Origin of the sequence: Minwuia sp. IMCC3009, from assembly GCF_029909415.1 — a bacterium.
Taxonomy (GTDB): domain Bacteria; phylum Pseudomonadota; class Alphaproteobacteria; order Minwuiales; family Minwuiaceae; genus Minwuia.
In genome coordinates, this window is the sequence record NZ_CP123781.1 from 4,034,752 (window position 1) to 4,051,003 (window position 16,252).

At 63.9% G+C, this 16,252-nt stretch carries 12 protein-coding genes and 1 tRNA gene; 9 read left to right on the plus strand and 4 right to left on the minus strand.

Annotated features, from left to right (window positions below):
• The gene (locus QGV55_RS18865; protein ID WP_281019091.1) at positions 1–1,410 is read right to left on the minus strand and encodes a circularly permuted type 2 ATP-grasp protein; all 1,410 of its coding nucleotides are present in this window, start codon (positions 1,408–1,410) and stop codon (positions 1–3) included.
• Between the two features lie 256 nt (positions 1,411–1,666).
• Here QGV55_RS18865 and QGV55_RS18870 point away from each other — a divergent pair.
• Positions 1,667–1,743, plus strand: a tRNA-Ile gene (locus QGV55_RS18870).
• Positions 1,744–1,990: 247 nt separating this feature from the next.
• Here the strand turns inward: QGV55_RS18870 and QGV55_RS18875 are convergent.
• Complete coding sequence (locus QGV55_RS18875) at positions 1,991–2,908, minus strand: glucosaminidase domain-containing protein (RefSeq protein ID WP_281019090.1); 918 nt, start codon at positions 2,906–2,908, stop codon at positions 1,991–1,993.
• Positions 2,909–3,241: 333 nt separating this feature from the next.
• Here QGV55_RS18875 and QGV55_RS18880 point away from each other — a divergent pair, with 333 nt between their 5' ends.
• The 3 genes from QGV55_RS18880 (at position 3,242) to QGV55_RS18890 (ending at position 8,423) form a co-directional block, all read left to right on the plus strand.
• Positions 3,242–5,440, plus strand: coding sequence for an NADP-dependent isocitrate dehydrogenase (locus QGV55_RS18880; RefSeq protein ID WP_281023626.1), 2,199 nt, complete (start codon positions 3,242–3,244; stop codon positions 5,438–5,440).
• A gap of 200 nt (positions 5,441–5,640) precedes the next feature.
• Complete coding sequence (locus tag QGV55_RS18885; RefSeq protein ID WP_281019088.1) at positions 5,641–7,089, plus strand: M81 family metallopeptidase; 1,449 nt, start codon at positions 5,641–5,643, stop codon at positions 7,087–7,089.
• Between the two features lie 170 nt (positions 7,090–7,259).
• A complete protein-coding gene (locus QGV55_RS18890; RefSeq protein WP_281019087.1) occupies positions 7,260–8,423 on the plus strand; it encodes a phytanoyl-CoA dioxygenase family protein in 1,164 nt (387 codons plus the stop codon).
• 57 nt (positions 8,424–8,480) lie between these two features.
• Here the strand turns inward: QGV55_RS18890 and QGV55_RS18895 are convergent, their stop codons facing one another.
• Positions 8,481–9,593, minus strand: a complete 1,113-nt coding sequence (locus tag QGV55_RS18895; RefSeq protein WP_281019086.1) for a nitronate monooxygenase family protein — start codon at positions 9,591–9,593, stop codon at positions 8,481–8,483.
• Positions 9,594–9,726: 133 nt separating this feature from the next.
• On the opposite strand from QGV55_RS18895, the gene QGV55_RS18900 reads away from it, so the two are divergent.
• Positions 9,727–10,437, plus strand: a complete 711-nt coding sequence (locus QGV55_RS18900) for a TetR family transcriptional regulator (protein WP_281023627.1) — start codon at positions 9,727–9,729, stop codon at positions 10,435–10,437.
• 8 nt (positions 10,438–10,445) lie between these two features.
• Here the strand turns inward: QGV55_RS18900 and QGV55_RS18905 are convergent, their stop codons facing one another.
• On the minus strand, positions 10,446–11,696 hold the full coding sequence (locus QGV55_RS18905; RefSeq protein ID WP_281019084.1) for an amidase: 1,251 nt from the start codon (positions 11,694–11,696) through the stop codon (positions 10,446–10,448).
• 186 nt (positions 11,697–11,882) lie between these two features.
• Between QGV55_RS18905 and dctP the strand changes: the two genes are divergently transcribed.
• From dctP to QGV55_RS18925, 4 genes are all read left to right on the plus strand, one after another.
• On the plus strand, positions 11,883–12,929 hold the full coding sequence (dctP, locus tag QGV55_RS18910; RefSeq protein WP_281023628.1) for a TRAP transporter substrate-binding protein DctP: 1,047 nt from the start codon (positions 11,883–11,885) through the stop codon (positions 12,927–12,929).
• A gap of 55 nt (positions 12,930–12,984) precedes the next feature.
• The gene (locus tag QGV55_RS18915; protein ID WP_281019082.1) at positions 12,985–13,512 is read left to right on the plus strand and encodes a TRAP transporter small permease; all 528 of its coding nucleotides are present in this window, start codon (positions 12,985–12,987) and stop codon (positions 13,510–13,512) included.
• 2 nt (positions 13,513–13,514) lie between these two features.
• Positions 13,515–14,825: a TRAP transporter large permease subunit gene (locus QGV55_RS18920; RefSeq protein WP_281019081.1), complete on the plus strand. Its 1,311-nt coding sequence runs from the start codon at positions 13,515–13,517 to the stop codon at positions 14,823–14,825.
• A 139-nt stretch (positions 14,826–14,964) separates the two neighbouring features.
• Positions 14,965–16,197 carry an acetyl-CoA C-acetyltransferase gene (locus QGV55_RS18925; protein ID WP_281019080.1) on the plus strand — a complete coding sequence of 411 codons (1,233 nt, stop codon included), beginning with the start codon at positions 14,965–14,967 and terminating at the stop codon, positions 16,195–16,197.
• Positions 16,198–16,252: the final 55 nt, after the last annotated feature.

Genomic DNA, 16,252 nt, shown 5'->3' on the forward strand with positions numbered 1-16,252 from the left:
TCAGTCCTCCAGCACCCAGGTGTCCTTGGTTCCGCCGCCCTGGCTGGAGTTCACGACCAGCGAACCCTCCTTCAGGGCAACACGTGTCAGGCCGCCGGGCACGATACGCACCCGGTCCGCGCCGCTCAGCACGAAGGGCCTCAGGTCCACATGCCGGGGTGCCACCCCGGACCCCACGAAGGTTGGGCAGGTGGACAGTGCCAGGGTCGGCTGGGCGATGAAGCCCGTCGGGTCCGCCTTGATGCGCTCGGCATAGGCCTCCTGCTCCGCCTTGGTCGAGGCCGGTCCCACCAGCATGCCGTAGCCGCCGGAGCCGTGAACTTCCTTCACGACCAGCTCGTCCAGGTGTTCCAGGATGTATTTCAGCTCGTCGTCCCTGCGGCCCATGTAGGTGGGGACGTTGTTCAGGATCGGCTCCTCACCCAGGTAGAAGCGGATCATCTCCGGCACATAGACATAGATCGCCTTGTCGTCGGCGACGCCGTTGCCGATGGCATTGGCGATGGCGATGTTGCCGGCGCGATAGGCTGAGACGAGGCCCGGCACACCCAGCAGCGAATCCTTGCGGAACGCCTGCGGGTCCAGGAACTCGTCATCCAGGCGGCGGTACATCACGTCGACGCGCTGCGGCCCCCGCGTGGTGCGCATGTAGACCACCTCGTCGCGCACGAACAGGTCCGCGCCCTCCACCAGCTCGATGCCCATGCGATCGGCCAGGAAGGCATGCTCGAAATAGGCGGAATTGAACCGGCCCGGGGTCATCACGACCACCTTCGGTTCCCGGTCCTTGTAGGGCGCGACGGAGCGCAGCGTGTCGCGCAGGAAGTCGGCGTAATGGTCCACCGGCCTCACCCGGTGCTGTCGGAACAGGCCGGGGAACAGGCGCATTTCCGCTTCCCGGTTGCCCATCATGTAGGACACGCCGGACGGGGTGCGGACATTGTCCTCCAGCACGTAGAACTCGCCGTCGGCCTTCACCATGTCGACACCCGCGATATGGGCGTAGATTCCGGCGGGCGGCGTCACGCCCATCATGGATGGCACGAAGGCGTCGTTGGCTTCGATGATGTCGCGCGGAATGTGTCCGGCGCGGAAGATCTGCTGGTCGCCATAGACATCGTTCAGGAAGGCATTGATCGCCTTCACCCGCTGCTCCATCCCCTTTTCCATCGCGCTCCATTCGGCGCCGGTGATGACCCGGGGGACAACGTCATAGGGGATCAGCCGCTCCGGATCTCCGCCCTCGCCATAGACCGCGAAGGTGATGCCCAGCCTGCGGAACAGCAGGTCGGCTTCCTTGCGCTTGTTCTGGAATGTCTCGACAGTGGTGGTGGTCAGCCAGTGCTCCAGTTCGCGATAGGCTTCGCGCACCGAGCCGTCATTGGCCGTCATTTCGTCATAGGGTGTCATTGCGTCCTGGCGCCCCTCAAACATTCAAGATTGGCCTCAAGTGGAGCACGCGCATCCGCCGCTCGCAACAGGGATGAGTAAATAGGCCGCATTGGGTTTCGGGATGTTTCGCGAAGTCCGCCGCCCACGAATATTTCTTGGGCATCTGACCAGTTTTTGATCTTTTCTTTGCATTCCGTGGCAGGTTCCGAACAGTGCCGCACTTGTCGAAACGGACTTGCGGGCCAACCCCGCGCCAGTATAAATCGCCCCTGCTGGGCCTGTAGCTCAATTGGTTAGAGCCGACCGCTCATAACGGTCTGGTTGCAGGTTCGAGTCCTGCCGGGCCCACCACTTCTTCCAACGCGAACCGGTATCCAGAGTGCGTGGGGCGTGGAATCCGTTTGTCCTTCGCCTTTGCGGGTGTTCGGCGAGTGTCGCGCGTCATCCAGAGACCGTGGATACGCACCTGAACAGAGTTCATTGCCCAAGAATCTCCCGAGGCTGGGTTCGGCGTCCAGACCATCATTCTGCGGAACAGGGGGCACGACTCTGAAAGTTCTCGCGGAAATATCGATTCCACAAACCGTCACCGGGCCACTCAATCCGTGGCGCCGCCGACCCGTAGCAGGAGTGGAGGCATGGTTGTGTCCAGTCGCACCGGATCGTAGTCCGCCAGGCGATAATGGGCCATCAGGTTACGCAGACGCTTGACGTACTGGTCGCCGATTTCCGAGTAGTCTCCAAGACCGCCGGCCAGTTCGTGCCCGTCGACCTCTCGTGTCGTGGCTCTGGCTTCCGAGCGCAGCTTTCGGATGCGTTCGTAGGCCCGGCCCGCGTTGATCGTGTGAACATAGCCAGCGACGGCGTGGTAGATGTTGTCGAAACGGGCCACCTTCACATTGTTGTTCCTGGATAGCATGAAATCGCCATCAACCGGCGACGGACCGTGCTCGCCGAAGAGGGCATTGCCCTGACGTGCAAAGCGTGAGGTTCCCCAGCCACTCTCGACAATGGCTTGCGCCAGGATCAGCGATATCGGAACCGCATCGACCCGGTGCAGCAGCGCGTTGACGTCCGGTCCCCGCCCGATCCCGTACTCCCGCCCCAGCCCGTCGAGCCAGTTCCGTTCGATGGCGCCCGCGTGTCCCAATCTGCCCAGAGCCTGAAGGTGATATCGAACCTTCAGTATGTCCGCATTGACCTTCTGGGCATGCGGCAGCACCAGCCGGATAAATGTGTCTGTCTTCTGACGGGTCAGCAGTTCGGATAACCCGGAGGGAACGGACAATGTGTAGACCGGCGGCAGCGTCTTGCGTTCCCTGACAGTCGTCAGCGAATAGCCAAGCTGGTCGAAGGTTTCGGCAAGTTCCCGTCCATCCTTGATCCGCGCCCATTTCTGCCCCGGCGAAAAAGGGGAAGTTAGATGGATCGGCAGCCATGGTGGCCGTGTGTCGGCGAGACTCATCGGAGAGAGCAACAACGTGAGGGCGAGGCCAGCAAGGAAGCGAGACTTCATTCTGCAATCCACATTGTCGTATCTTGATACCGCATTGATCGCATGCGTCGCGCACAGGCGCAATTGATCAGGGACTGGACTCAAGGTGATCGGGGGTTCCGCGACGGGACATGCCGATATTCAGCCTGGCAGGAACATGACGCTGCGCGCCTCCAGTTCTCTGCTCCCCTGAAACCGCCCCGCCTGAAGCCGTCACGTTCCGCCGGGGTTTCCCGGACCGAGGCAGGGAGCGGAATCACGTCGGCGACGTCACACCGCATTCGACTGTCGAACGCTGACGTTCTATACCGTTCAGGATATCAGATCTTCAAATGCTGCAAGTTGGAACACGCCATGCCCAATATCATCTACACCAAGGTTGACGAAGCACCGGAGCTGGCCTCCGCTTCACTGTTGCCGATCATTCAGAAATTTGCCGCAGCCGCCGACGTCAGCGTTGGGACGAAGGATATCAGCCTCGCCGGGCGCATTCTGGCAGCCTTTCCCGAACATCTGAACGAGGACCAGCGGCAGTCCGATGATCTGGCGGAACTGGGCCGTCTGGTGACGACGGCCGAGGCGAACGTGATCAAGCTGCCGAACATCTCCGCATCCGTGCCCCAGCTTGTCAGCGCGATCAAGGAGCTTCAGTCGCAGGGCTATGCCATTCCCGACTATCCGGAAAACCCCGGTACGGACGATGAGAAAGCCGCCCGGGCCAGGTACGACGCGATCAAGGGCTCGGCGGTCAACCCGGTTCTGCGCGAAGGCAATTCCGATCGCCGCGCTGCGAGAGCCGTGAAGAACTTCGCGAAAGCCAATCCGCACAGCATGGGCGACTGGTCAGCCGACAGTCTGACTCACGTGTCATCCATGTCGGGGAATGACTTCTTCTCGAACGAGACCTCGGCAACGCTGGGTGCCGCAACCGGTGCCAGGATCGTGCTGGAGACCGCCTCGGGCGAGACGGTTCTCAAGGAGGGGCTCGAGTATCCCGCAGGCACGGTCGTTGACGCGACCTTCATGAGCGTTGCCGCGCTGAAGGATTTCCTTGCCGCCGAGATCGACAAGACGAAGGAACAGGGCATCCTCTTCTCGCTGCACCTGAAGGCGACGATGATGAAGGTGTCCGACCCCATTCTTTTCGGCCACGCGGTCCGCGCCTTCCTTGCACCGGTCTTCGACAAGCATGGGGATGCGATGGCCGCACTGGGCGTGAATCCCAATTCCGGTCTTGGTGACCTGTTGGCGCGGGTCAGGGACAACGCGGAAATCATGGCCGACATCGACGCCTGCATGGCCGCGCGCCCGCCGATGTACATGGTCGATTCCGACAAGGGCATCACCAACCTGCACGTCTCGTCAGACGTGATCATCGATGCCTCGATGCCTGCCCTGATTCGTGCAGGCGGCAAGGGCTGGGGCCCTGACGGCAAGGAAGCGGACGCCAATTGCGTGATCCCGGACCAGTCCTATGCGACGGTCTATGATGAGACGATCACCTTCTTCAAGGAGAACGGCAAGCTGAACCCGGCCACTGCCGGAACGGTCCAGAATGTCGGCCTGATGGCGCAGAAGGCCGAGGAATACGGCTCTCACCCGACGACGTTCGAGATCGCCGAGGCCGGCACGGTCAAGATGATCCTCGATGACGGCACCGTCCTGCACCAGCACGCCGTCGAAGCGGGCGATATCTGGCGCTCCTCGTCAGTACGGCAGGCGCCGATCGAGGATTGGGTCAATCTGGCGATCTCGCGTCAGAAAGCCGAAGGCTGCGAAGCGATCTTCTGGCTGGATGCGGCGCGGGCGCATGACGCTGAACTGATCGCCTACGTGAAGCCGATCCTTGAAGCGCGCGGCGTGGCGGACAGGTTCAGGATCATGGCCCCGCGGGAAGCCACACGCGCATCGCTCGAAACCATCACCAGGGGTGAGAATTCCATCGCCGTGACCGGCAACGTGTTGCGCGACTATCTGACGGACCTGTTTCCGATTCTCGAACTGGCAACGTCCGCCAAGATGCTGTCGATCGTGAAGCTGATGAACGGCGGTGGACTGTTCGAGACCGGTGCGGGCGGTTCCGCGCCGAAGCATGTCCAGCAGCTCAATGAGCAGAACCACCTGCGTTGGGACAGTCTCGGTGAGTTCTGCGCGCTTGGCGAAAGCCTGATCTTCCTCGCCGACGCCAAGGGCAACGAGAAGGCGCGCGTCCTTGGCAATGCAGTCGAGAAGGCGACGCAGGGCATTCTCGACCATGACCGCTCCCCCTCCCGCAAGGTCGGCGAGCCGGACAACCGCGACAGCCATTACTGGTTTGCCCGCTACTGGGCGGAGGCCCTGGCCGGCCAGACAGACGATGCCGAGCTCGCGGCCCACTTCGCCCCGATCGCGGATGCCCTTGCGTCGGGTGAGGCGAAGATTCTTTCCGAACTCGCCGCTGTCCAGGGACGCCCGGCGGAGCTTGGGGGCTACTATCACCCCGACGCGGCAAGAACCGCCGCCGTCATGCGCCCCTCCGAGACGCTGAACGCCATCATCGGCAATCCCGCCTGATCCACCCCGGACCGTGCGCCAGTCTGTGGCGCACGGTCCAGTGATCAGGCCCCGTTGGCCATTCTGGCGTCTGTGGGGCTGTGGGCGACAATCACCCGGTTCCCACTCCTGCTACAGGCCCGCCATTCCGGTCTTCGGATGAGGTGTCGCACGCGCTCTCTCGCCTGCCCCATTCCAGGAGACGACCGAGGAAAGAGCCCATGAAACTGCTTGTCGCCTGTCTCGCCACGGAGACGAACACGTTCTCGCCGATGCTCACGGGACGACTCGCCTTTGAGGCGGGGATGGTCAGCCGGGAAGCAACGAGTGAGCCCGCGATGCTGTTCAGCGCGCCGCTTCATGAATGGCGCCGCATGGGTGAGGAGAAGGGCTGGGAAGTGGCCGAAAGCCTCTGCGCGGCGGCACAGCCTGCAGGCATCACCGTCCGGGCGGTCTATGAGGCTTTTCGTGACGAGATCCTCGCCGATATCGAAAGGCACCGGCCGGACGTCCTGTTGTTGTCGATGCATGGCGCCATGGTCGCCGACGGCTACGACGATTGCGAAGGCGACATGCTGGCCCGCGCTCGTGCCATCATGGGGCCGGACAGGGTGATCGGGATCGAACTCGACCCGCACAACCATCTCACCCAGGCGATGCTCGACAACGCCTCGCTCATCATCAGCTACAAGGAATATCCTCACGTCGACGCGCCCGAGCGCGCGCGCGAACTGTTCATCATGGCCGCCGACGCCGCCGAGGGCAGGACACGACCGGTGATGCGGGCCCATGATTGCCGGATGCTGACCATCATCGAGACCATGAAGGGCGCGGCAAGGGACTATGTCCAGGAAATGAAGGACGCCGAGGGGAAGGACGGAATCCTGTCCGTGTCATTGACCCATGGCTTCCCCTGGGCCGATGTCGCCGACGTCGGCACCAGGACACTGGTCATTGCCGACGGTGACGCCGACAAGGCAGCGCGCACGGCGAAGTCGTTTGCCGACAGACTCTGGGATATCCGCGAGGGGCTGCGGATGGACTACCCCGATATCCAGAAGGCGCTGGACATCGTTGCCGCCGCCAACCATGGGCCGATAGCCTTGGCCGACATGGGTGACAATGCCGGGGGCGGCGCGCCCTCGGATGCGACATTCTTCCTCCAGGAAATCCTCAAGCGCGGCATGAAGGACATCGCGCATGGCATCTTCTGGGATCCGGTGCTGGTGACCATGTGTCAGGATGCCGGTGTCGGCGCGCGGATGCACGTGCGGCTGGGCGGGAAGATATGCAAGGAGTCCGGTGAAGCGGTGGACCTTGAAGTGACCGTGCGCGGCATCAGGGAGAACATGACCCAGAAACTGGGCGATGCCGACATGCCAATGGGGACAGGCGTCTGGCTGGACGCCGACGGCGTGCACCTGATCGTCTCGTCGATCCGGACCCAGAACTTCTCACCCTCGGTCTACACCGATCTCGGGATCGACATCACCCGGATGCGTGCCCTGATCCCGAAATCCACGAACCACTTCTATCAGAACTTCGAACGTATCAGCCCACAGGTGATCCATGTGCGCACGCCCGGCACCGTGACGCCGGACATGACCATCATCCCCTTCACCAAGCGCGACGGGAATTTCTGGCCCAAGGTCGAGGACCCGTTCACCTGACGGCGATCACATTGACCTGCGCGCCCTGGAATTCACGTCTGCAGGTTGCCCGGCTCTCCTTTCGTCCTGATCAGTCCGCCCTCTGCTCTTCGCATGATGCGCGGCCCGCGCCCTTGCGGTAGCCTTGGTCGGGGCCGAGGAGCCCGTGAACCGGACAAGGTGATGTGACCATGAATGCGCCCGATACCGCTGCCCCGCTGACGGCCGAGGAACATGCGTCGGGTATGGCGGCCTATATCACGGCAGGGGAACGCCGGGCGCTGGCGCTGGGAAATCGCGGGCCGATCAGGCTGGACAGTTCGGGCGGGCTGCATCCGGACATCCTGGCGGCTTACCGGGAGCATGGCTTCTATGTCTTCCAGGATGCCATCGGGCCGGAGGAGCTTGCGGATCTGCGTGGCGACATGGAGCGGACGCTGGCCCGGGCGCCGGTGGCGCCGGACAGTGACCAGGACAGGGACGGCAATCCCGCGCTCGGCCAGGACTTCGCCCGCTCGCCCTATCGTTTCGCCCGTCCGCTCAGCGACCCCCTTGGCGGCACCAGCCGCAACAAGGGGCGACATCCGGTGAAGGTGGCGGAACCGACCCCCGCAGACGGTGCCCCCGAATGGACCATCGAGCTGCTGCACGGCAACCTGCAGCTGATGGATTCCTGCCTGCGCCTCTATGGCCATCCGGGACTGCTCGCCGCCTGCGAGGCGGTGCTGGGCGCGGACTTCGTGCCCTACAACGAGGTCGTCTTCATCAAGGAACCGGGCCTGGGTCCGTCCGTGGCCTGGCATCAGGATGGCACCACCCACTGGGATGCGCCGGACTGGGACATGGATGCGCATGGCTTCAACTTCATGGCGCAGCTCTACCCCAGCACGCCGGGCAATGGCGTGTGGGTGCTGCCCGGCAGCCACAGGCTGGGCCGGGTCGACATCGCGGGGCTGGTTGCGGAAAGCGGCTCCGAGCGGATCGACGGGGCCGTGCCGCTGGTCTGTGACAGCGGCGATGTCATCATGACCAACCGCCAGCTCGTGCACGGGTCCTTCGCGAACTCGTCACCGGACAGGCGGGTGACGGTGAATGCCGGCTTCTTCGCCCGCGCGCGGGTGCTGGGGGTGACAACGGAGCTCTTGTCCGGCGAGGAAGTCACCTTCGACGAGGAACGCGTCAGGGAGCGCAGCCGCATGATCTCCGTCGGCATCGATGCGCGACGGCAGCGCTTTCCGGATGAGACGTCCTACGTCTATCGCCCCGGCATCGGTCAGGAAGACCGGAACCGCTGGAGCGAGGAGGCCCGCAGGACCGTCGTCCGGGACTACAATCTGCGCGACATGTACATCTAGAAAGGTCTGCTGTTCGGTTTCGGCACCGGCCGCGCTCCGCGGCATCCCTTCGTCCGGTCAGCCCAGCATCCGGTTCATGCGGTCGCGGGCGTCCAGCAGTTCGTCGATCATCTCGTAGACCACCTGTTTCACGGTCGTCTCCTCCTGCATGTCGCCGACAAGCTGGCCCACCGGGTAGGTCAGGAAGTCGTGCGCACGGACCCGCTCCACACGGGTGCGGCCTTCCTGCCACCAGAGATAGTTCTGCAGCGGCGCGGGCAGGGGGGGCGGTGCCGAATCCGCGTCATAGGCGCGGGTGAAGGCATTGTTCAGGGTCCGGCAGGGCTTACCGGTGACAGTCCGTGTCCAGACGGAATCGCTTGCTTCCGCATCGAACATCTTCTGCTTGATCTCGGGCGTGACCTCGCTCTGTACGGTCTTGAGCCAGACAGAGCCTGTCCAGACACCTTCACAGCCCAGCGCCAGCGCGGCGGCAACCTGGCGTCCCCGGCCCACGCCCCCGGCGCCAAGCACGGGCAGCGGCGCCACGGCATCGACGATGCTCGGCCAGAGGATCATGGAGGTCACGTCGCCGGTGTGGCCGCCCGCTTCGTTGCCCACGGCGACGACGAAATCGCACCCGGCGTCCTTGTGCTTCAGCGCATGACGCGGCTTGCCTGCCAGTGCGCCAAGCCTGATGCCCCTGGACTTCGCCTGCGCCACCAGCTCAGGCGGGGGTGAACCGAGGGCATTGACGATCACCTTGATCGGATGCCGCATGGCGACCTCCAGAAGCTCCAGTCCCTCCCGCGGTGTGAAATTGATGCCCTGGAGGATCTCCCGCTTGATGGCCATCTCGTCGGCCTCGGGCAGTCTTGGCACCCCGGCCTTGTCGAGCATGTCGCGAACGAACTCGACATGGTCCTGCGGCAGCAGGTCATCCAGATCGAGCTTGCTGCCACCCGTATCGTCGAGGCGGGCGGGCATCAGGACATCCACGCCATAGGGGCGCCCGTCGATGTGGCTGTCGATCCAGTCGAGTTCCGCCTCCAGACGTTCCGGATTCTGGCGCGCCAGACCCAGAATGCCCATGCCCCCCGCTTTCGACACTTCCACGACGACGTCGCGGCAGTGGGAAAAGGCGAAGATCGGCACATCGATCCCGAACATCTCACAGAGACTGTTGTTCATCCGAATCCCTCCCCGGTTTCAGAACGTCCGCGCGAAAGTCCGGAACAGCCGGTCTGCGGCGCGTGACCCAGATTCGCCCGTGTGCCCGGCCGGGTCAAACGCCAGGGGGCCGGCACATGCGTGAAGCTGCATCATGGACGCCCCGCCGGTCTCGCCGCATTATCGCGGCCACAGGATCGCAGGGGAGACATCAGAGGTGGCAAGGGCAACCCGGGCACGCAATCCCGAACAGACGCGGAGTGCGTTGCTGGAGGCGGCGGCGAACGAGTTCGCGCAGTACGGCTTCGATGGCGCGCGTGTCGAGCGGATCGTCAAGGCCGCCGGGTGCAACATGCGGATGCTGTACCACTACTTCCAGAGCAAGGAGAACCTGTACCTGGAGGTGCTGGAGGGGGTCTACAGCGACATCCGGCAGCGTGAACAGGGGCTGGATCTCGAATCGCTGCCACCCCTCAGTGCCATCAGGCGGCTGACGCGGTTCACCTGGGACCATATCTCCACCAACCGGCTGTTCATCGACATCGGTCGCAACGAGAACCTGGTCGGCGGCCGCTTCATCAGCCAGTCGAAGACGATCAGTGAAATGTCATCTCCGCTGATCCGCCAGATCGCCGATGTCATCGCCCGGGGGCGGGAGAGCAAGGTGTTCCGCCATGATGTCGATGCCCTGCAGCTCTATATCTCGATCGTGGCGTTGAGCGCGCACCATATGGGCAACGTCCATACGCTCTCCGCCGTGTTCCAGACCGACCTGAGCAGTCCCGACTGGATCGCCGAACGGCGCAAGCATGTGGAGGTGATGGTGCTGCGCATGCTGGGCGTGGATGGTGACGGCATATCCTGAGTCTGCGGTCAGGACCGCAGGGGCAGGCAGGTTGGTGCAGCCATGGCGGGAAGGGCTGCCGAGATCCTGAGCGCGGCACTGACCAGGAATCCGTCCTGGCCAGGTGCAGCAGACAGCAGGATTCCCAGTGGCATGCCGTCGGCATCCAGCCCGGCCGGCAGGGAGACCAGCGGTCCCCCCAGTGCGGTCCAGGGCGTCAGGTAGGATTGGTCGCCGGTGGTGGCGAGCCCCCTCGGCGCCGCATCCGGCACCGGACAGGACAGCAGGACGTCGAAGCCGGACAGTGTCGGCCAGAATGCCGCCCGTGCCTGCGCGATCCAGTTCATGGCCTCGTCGCGCACACTGTCGCAGATCAGGGCACCATCGGCGAGGGCGTTCCTGAAACGGGGTTGCAGGAATTCTTCCTTCCCCTGCACCACGTGCGTGAGGTTCCGCGCCATCTCGTGCAGCATCACGGTCCGGTGCCTGTCGATCATGTCGGGAAAGGACACCGGGCATTCCACCCGCGTGACCCCATGCCCCTGTTCGCCGAGCACGCGCGCGACGTCGGACATGACCTGGCGCATCCCGGGGCCGGGTGACTGCTCCGGCACATTCAGCAATCCGATGCTCAGGGGCCGGTCGGTCGCGGGGGCCGTGGGAATGGCGAAGTCCGCGGCAAGCACGCTGAACACCCTGCGAAGCCAGCCGGGGGTGGCGGCGATGACACCAATGGCATCGAAACTGTGCGACAGCGGGGCCATACCGGTCTGCGGCAGCACACCCAGGCCCGGCTTGTAGGAGAGCGCGCCACAGTATGTTGCCGGACGGCAGAGCGAGCCGGCCGTCTGCGTGCCGAGGGCGAAAGGCACGACACGCGCGCCGACCACCGCACCGGAGCCGCTGCTCGACCCGCCGGGACTCCTTTCCGGATCAAAGGGGTTTCGGGTCGTGGTCGGGTCGATGAAAGCGAATTCCGTGCTTCGTGTCTTGCCGACCGGCACGGCACCGCTGGCGCGCAAGGCCCTGACGACGGGCGCGTCGGCGACTGCCGGTTCCGCATCGGCAAAGGCATTGCTGCCGAACCGCGTTGGCTGTCCCCTGACGTCGATGACATCCTTGACACCGAAAGGCACGCCCGCGAGTGGGCCGTCGGCATGACCGCCCTGCTGCAGGTCCGCGGGCGCTTCCCTGTGCGCCCAGGCATCCAGCGCAGGTTCCCAGCGTGCTGCTGCGGCGAGATACCTGCTCAGATCGAAACCGTCCGGTGCTTCTGACATCGATGATCCAACGCCTCTGGTCAATTGTGGCCGTGCCGGAAACTGGCACGCTTCTCGCGAGTAAGTAATAAGTTACTTACTAAAAGGCCCGACACAAGCATTTTCTGGGCAATAATGCTCAAAAAATGACCAAGGGAAAATCGAGTGCCCGTAATTTGGGCATATGATGCAAGCAAGGAGGGTTGAATGCTTCACGTTGCACGGAATCTACTGGAGACGTCACTCGGCAGATGTGCGGATCTCGCGGGATCGAACAGGGTGCGCGCGCTGGCCGTTGCCGCCGTTACCGGTCTTGCCGCGCTGCAGCCGGTGAACGCTGCTGAACTGAAGATCCTGTCGAGCTTCAACTCGACGCAGAAGCCGACATATGCCGTGCTGGAACAGTACATCAAGAATGTCGGGGCGATTGGCGGTGACACGGTCACCTTCAGGATCAGTGGCCCGGAAGTCGTACCGATCTTCGAACAGCTGCAGCCGGTGTCGTCCGGGGTGTTCGACGCGCTCTATACCCACCCGGTGTTTCACGCCGGTGAAGGCGGTCTGGCGCTGACGGTCGATGCCATCGACGTCGATCCCATCGCGCGGCGGGAGTCGGGTGTGTGGAGCTACGTTGATGAGTTCTACCAGAAGAAGCACGGTCTGAAGATGGTGGCGATGATGTCCGTCAGCATGTACGGCTATCACCTCTTCACCAAGGAGCCGCTGTCCGATGCCGGTGATCTGAGCGGACGCAAGGTGCGGGGAACCCCGACCTACCATGGTGTGATCCGCGCCCTGGGTGCCGAGCCGGTGGTCCTGCCCGGATCCCAGATCTACTCCGCGCTGCAGAAGGGGATCGTCGAAGGTGCCGGGTGGCCCGCCGCCGGCATGGTCTCGATGAAGCACTATGAAGTCGCGAACTACCGTCTCCGTCCGACTTTCGGCGCGGCGACCCAGCCGGTCTTCATCAATCTGGACAAGTGGAACAGCCTGACGGACGAGGAGAAGTCCGTACTGCTCGAAGCCGGTGAGCTGACCGAACTGCAGATGCCCTGGATCGGCAACCGGATCCAGGAGGAAGAGGATGCGAAGCTCGACGAACTGGGCGTCAAGGTCGAGCAGCTGAGCCCGGCGATGGCGGAGAAGGTGCAGAGCGCCTTCATCTCCAGCATCTGGGAACTTGGCAACGGCTGCTGCGGCGACGCGGCGTCAGAGCTGCGGGCGATCGCGCTCAAGGCCGGATTGACGGAGTGATGGCCAGCCTGTGTGATCTTCTGCAGCCAGGGGGTTGCGCACGGCGATGAGGCAATTGCTACAGCATCTGTGGTCGGCGGCGCGTTGGGGCCTCTGGTTCCTGCGCGCCGTCGGCTACAATGTTTCCAGGCTGGCCCTGGCGGGCATCGTTGTTGCCTTCGCCCTGGAAGTGGTCAGCCGTTACCTGTTCAACGCCCCCACGTCCTGGTCTTCCGACCTGGTTTCCTACCTGCTGTGCGTCGTTGTCTTCACGATGATGCCGCACGTCACCGCCAGCGGCAGCCAGGTCGCTGTCACCGTCATGGTCGACGCGCTGCCGGATCGCTACAGACAGACCATGATGCGCCTGATCTACCTGCTCGGGTTTCTCGCCTGCGCCGCGATGGCCTGGTTCGCGGGCGGTGAAACGATGCGGCAGATCGTTCGCGAGATCCAGATGCTGGCCATCCACCCGATTCCGAAATGGTGGGTTTCGGTCTGGATCGGCATCGGTTTCGGGCTCTCGTCGCTGGAATACCTGCGTCTCGCATGCAGCCGGGACGCGGCCCCCGACCGGTCCTCGGTCCCTCCGGCGGAGATATAGAGATGGAATGGTGGGTCACATTGCTGATCGCAGGCGCAGTCCTGCTCGGCCTCTTCTTCTCCGGCGTACCGATCTTTCTGGCCTTCCTCATCATCAACGTCGGCGGTGTGATCGCGTTCCTCGGGCCGAACGCCTTCAGCATGATCGTCAACTCGGTGTTCGACACGACGACGACCGCCACGCTGACGGCGATCCCGCTGTTCGTGCTGATGGGGGAAATCCTGTTCCGCTCCGGATCGACCGCCGTGCTGTTCGATGCGGTCGACAGCCTGATCGGCAGGGTGCGGGGGCGGCAGTACGTCCTTGCCATGTCGCTGGCGACGATCTTCGGAGCGCTGTCCGGGTCCAACATGGCGGTGGCGGCAATGATGGGGCGCACCGTCTATCCGGTCATGGCGGCGCGGGGCTATGATTCCAAGCTCTCCATCGGGGTCATCCTCGCCGGTTCCAGCCTGGCACCGATCATTCCGCCGAGCGTGCTCGCCATCATCATCGCGACGCTGGCCAATGTCTCGGTGGCCGGCTTGCTGGTCGCGGGCCTGCTGCCGGGCCTGATGATCTCCATCCTCTGCCTTGGCTATGCCCTGATTCGCTGCGCCTTCAACCCGTCGCTGGCACCCAGTGCCAGCCGGGATGACGGCACCGGCGCGCCGGCGGAAAGCGCCCTGCGCCAGATCCTGAAATGCACACCGTTCCTGATCATCATCGCATCCGTCATGGGCTTCATCCTGACCGGTGTCGCGACCCCGTCCGAATCGGCCGCGACGGGTGTCGTCGGCTCGCTCGTCACGGCGGCGATCTTCCGCAAGCTGTCCTTGCGGATGATCTGGGAAAGTCTCGGCCAGGCCGCGAGCATCGCCAGCATGATCCTGATCATCATGGCGACATCGACCATGTTCTCGCAGTTGCTGGCCTTCAGCGGCGCGACAGGCCAACTGGCGTCGATGGTGCTCGATTCCCAGCTGTCCCCCGCCCTGATCCTGATCCTGATGATGGCCATCGTCTTCGTGTTCTGCATGTTCATCGACCAGGTCGCGCTGATGCTGGTCGTGATCCCGATCTACCTGCCTGTGGTCGAGGCCCTGCAGTTCGATCCGATCTGGTTCTGGCTGCTGATGCTGCTGAACGTGGTCATCGGCGGGATCACGCCCCCGTTCGGCTATGCCATGTTCGCCTTCAAGGGGGTGGTGCCGGACGTGGATCTGCGCGACATCTTCCGGGCAAGCTTTCCGATTGTCGGCCTGTTCATCCTGGCGATGGTGATCGTCTACTGGATACCCGCCATCGCCACGTTCCTGCCGGAGATGCTCTAGATCGGTTCATCGGATGATGGGCAGCACCTGCCCTTGCCTCCGCCCCGGCCACCGCCCATGCGCAATCCCGTGGTGTACCGGTTGCACCCGCGCGCTAATGTGGCCCCAGACGGAATTCCATTTGCCGGGGAGCAAGAGCATGAGTGAAGCATGGATCATCGACGCCTGCCGGACACCGCGCGGTGTCGGCAAGTATGGCAAGGGCGCGCTGTCGGAAATTCATCCGCAGCAGCTGGGCGCGACCGTGCTGCGGGCGCTGGCCGAGCGCACCGGGATCAATACCGAGGAAGTGGACGATATCGTCTGGGGCACCAGCGCCCAGGTCAACACCCAGAGCGGTGACCTGGGGCGGATGGCGGCGCTGGATGCGGGGTACAGCATGAAGTCCAGCGGCGTGACCCTGGACCGTTTCTGCGGCTCCGGCATCACCACGGTCAACATGGCCGCAGCCACCATCATGTCCGGCATGGAGGACCTGGTGGTCGCGGGCGGCACGGAGATGATGTCGATGCCGGGTCGGCGCGGTGACGGACCGGCGACGATGGACCGGGGCAACAAGCGGCTCCGGGAGCATCACCCGCAGACCCATCAGGGCATCTGCGCCGATGCCATCGCGACGCTGGAAGGCATCAGCCGCGAGGCACTGGACGAACTCGGCTATCACAGCCAGCAGCGCGCCGCGCAGGCCATCGCGGAAGGCCGTTTCGACAGGAGCCTGGTGCCGGTCCATCGGGAGGACGGGACCCTGGCCCTGGATCGGGAGGAATATCCGCGGCCGCAGACGACCCTGGCGGACCTGGCCAACCTGAAGCCCGCATTCGCCGCCATGGCGGATCAGCCGGTGGATGATGACGGCACCACCTACCGCAGCCTGGTGCTGCAGAAGTTCCCGGACCTGGACATCAAGTTCGTGCATCACGCCGGCAATTCGTCGGGCGTGGTGGATGGCGCGGCGGCAATCCTGCTCGCGTCCCCCGACTACGCGAAGGCGCACGGTCTGAAGCCACGGGCGCGGATTGTGGCCACAGCGAACATGGGCGACTGCCCGACGCTGATGCTCAACGCCCCGGTTCCTGCGGCCCGCAAGGTACTGCAGCGCGCCGGTATGACCATGGACGACATCGACCTGATCGAGATCAACGAGGCCTTTGCCGTCGTGGCGGAGAAGTTCATCCGTGATCTGGACCTGGACCGGGAGAAGGTGAACGTCAACGGCGGCTCCATCGCGCTGGGTCATCCCATCGGCGCCACCGGTTCCATCCTGATCGGCACGGTGCTGGACGAGCTGGAACGCCGCGACCTGCAGCGTGGTCTGGTGACCATGTGCGCCGCGGGTGGCATGGCCCCCGCCGTGATCATCGAACGGATCTAGGCAACCGCTGTCCAGGGGTCGCGCGGTACCGGCAGGCAAGCCGGTACCGCCATCC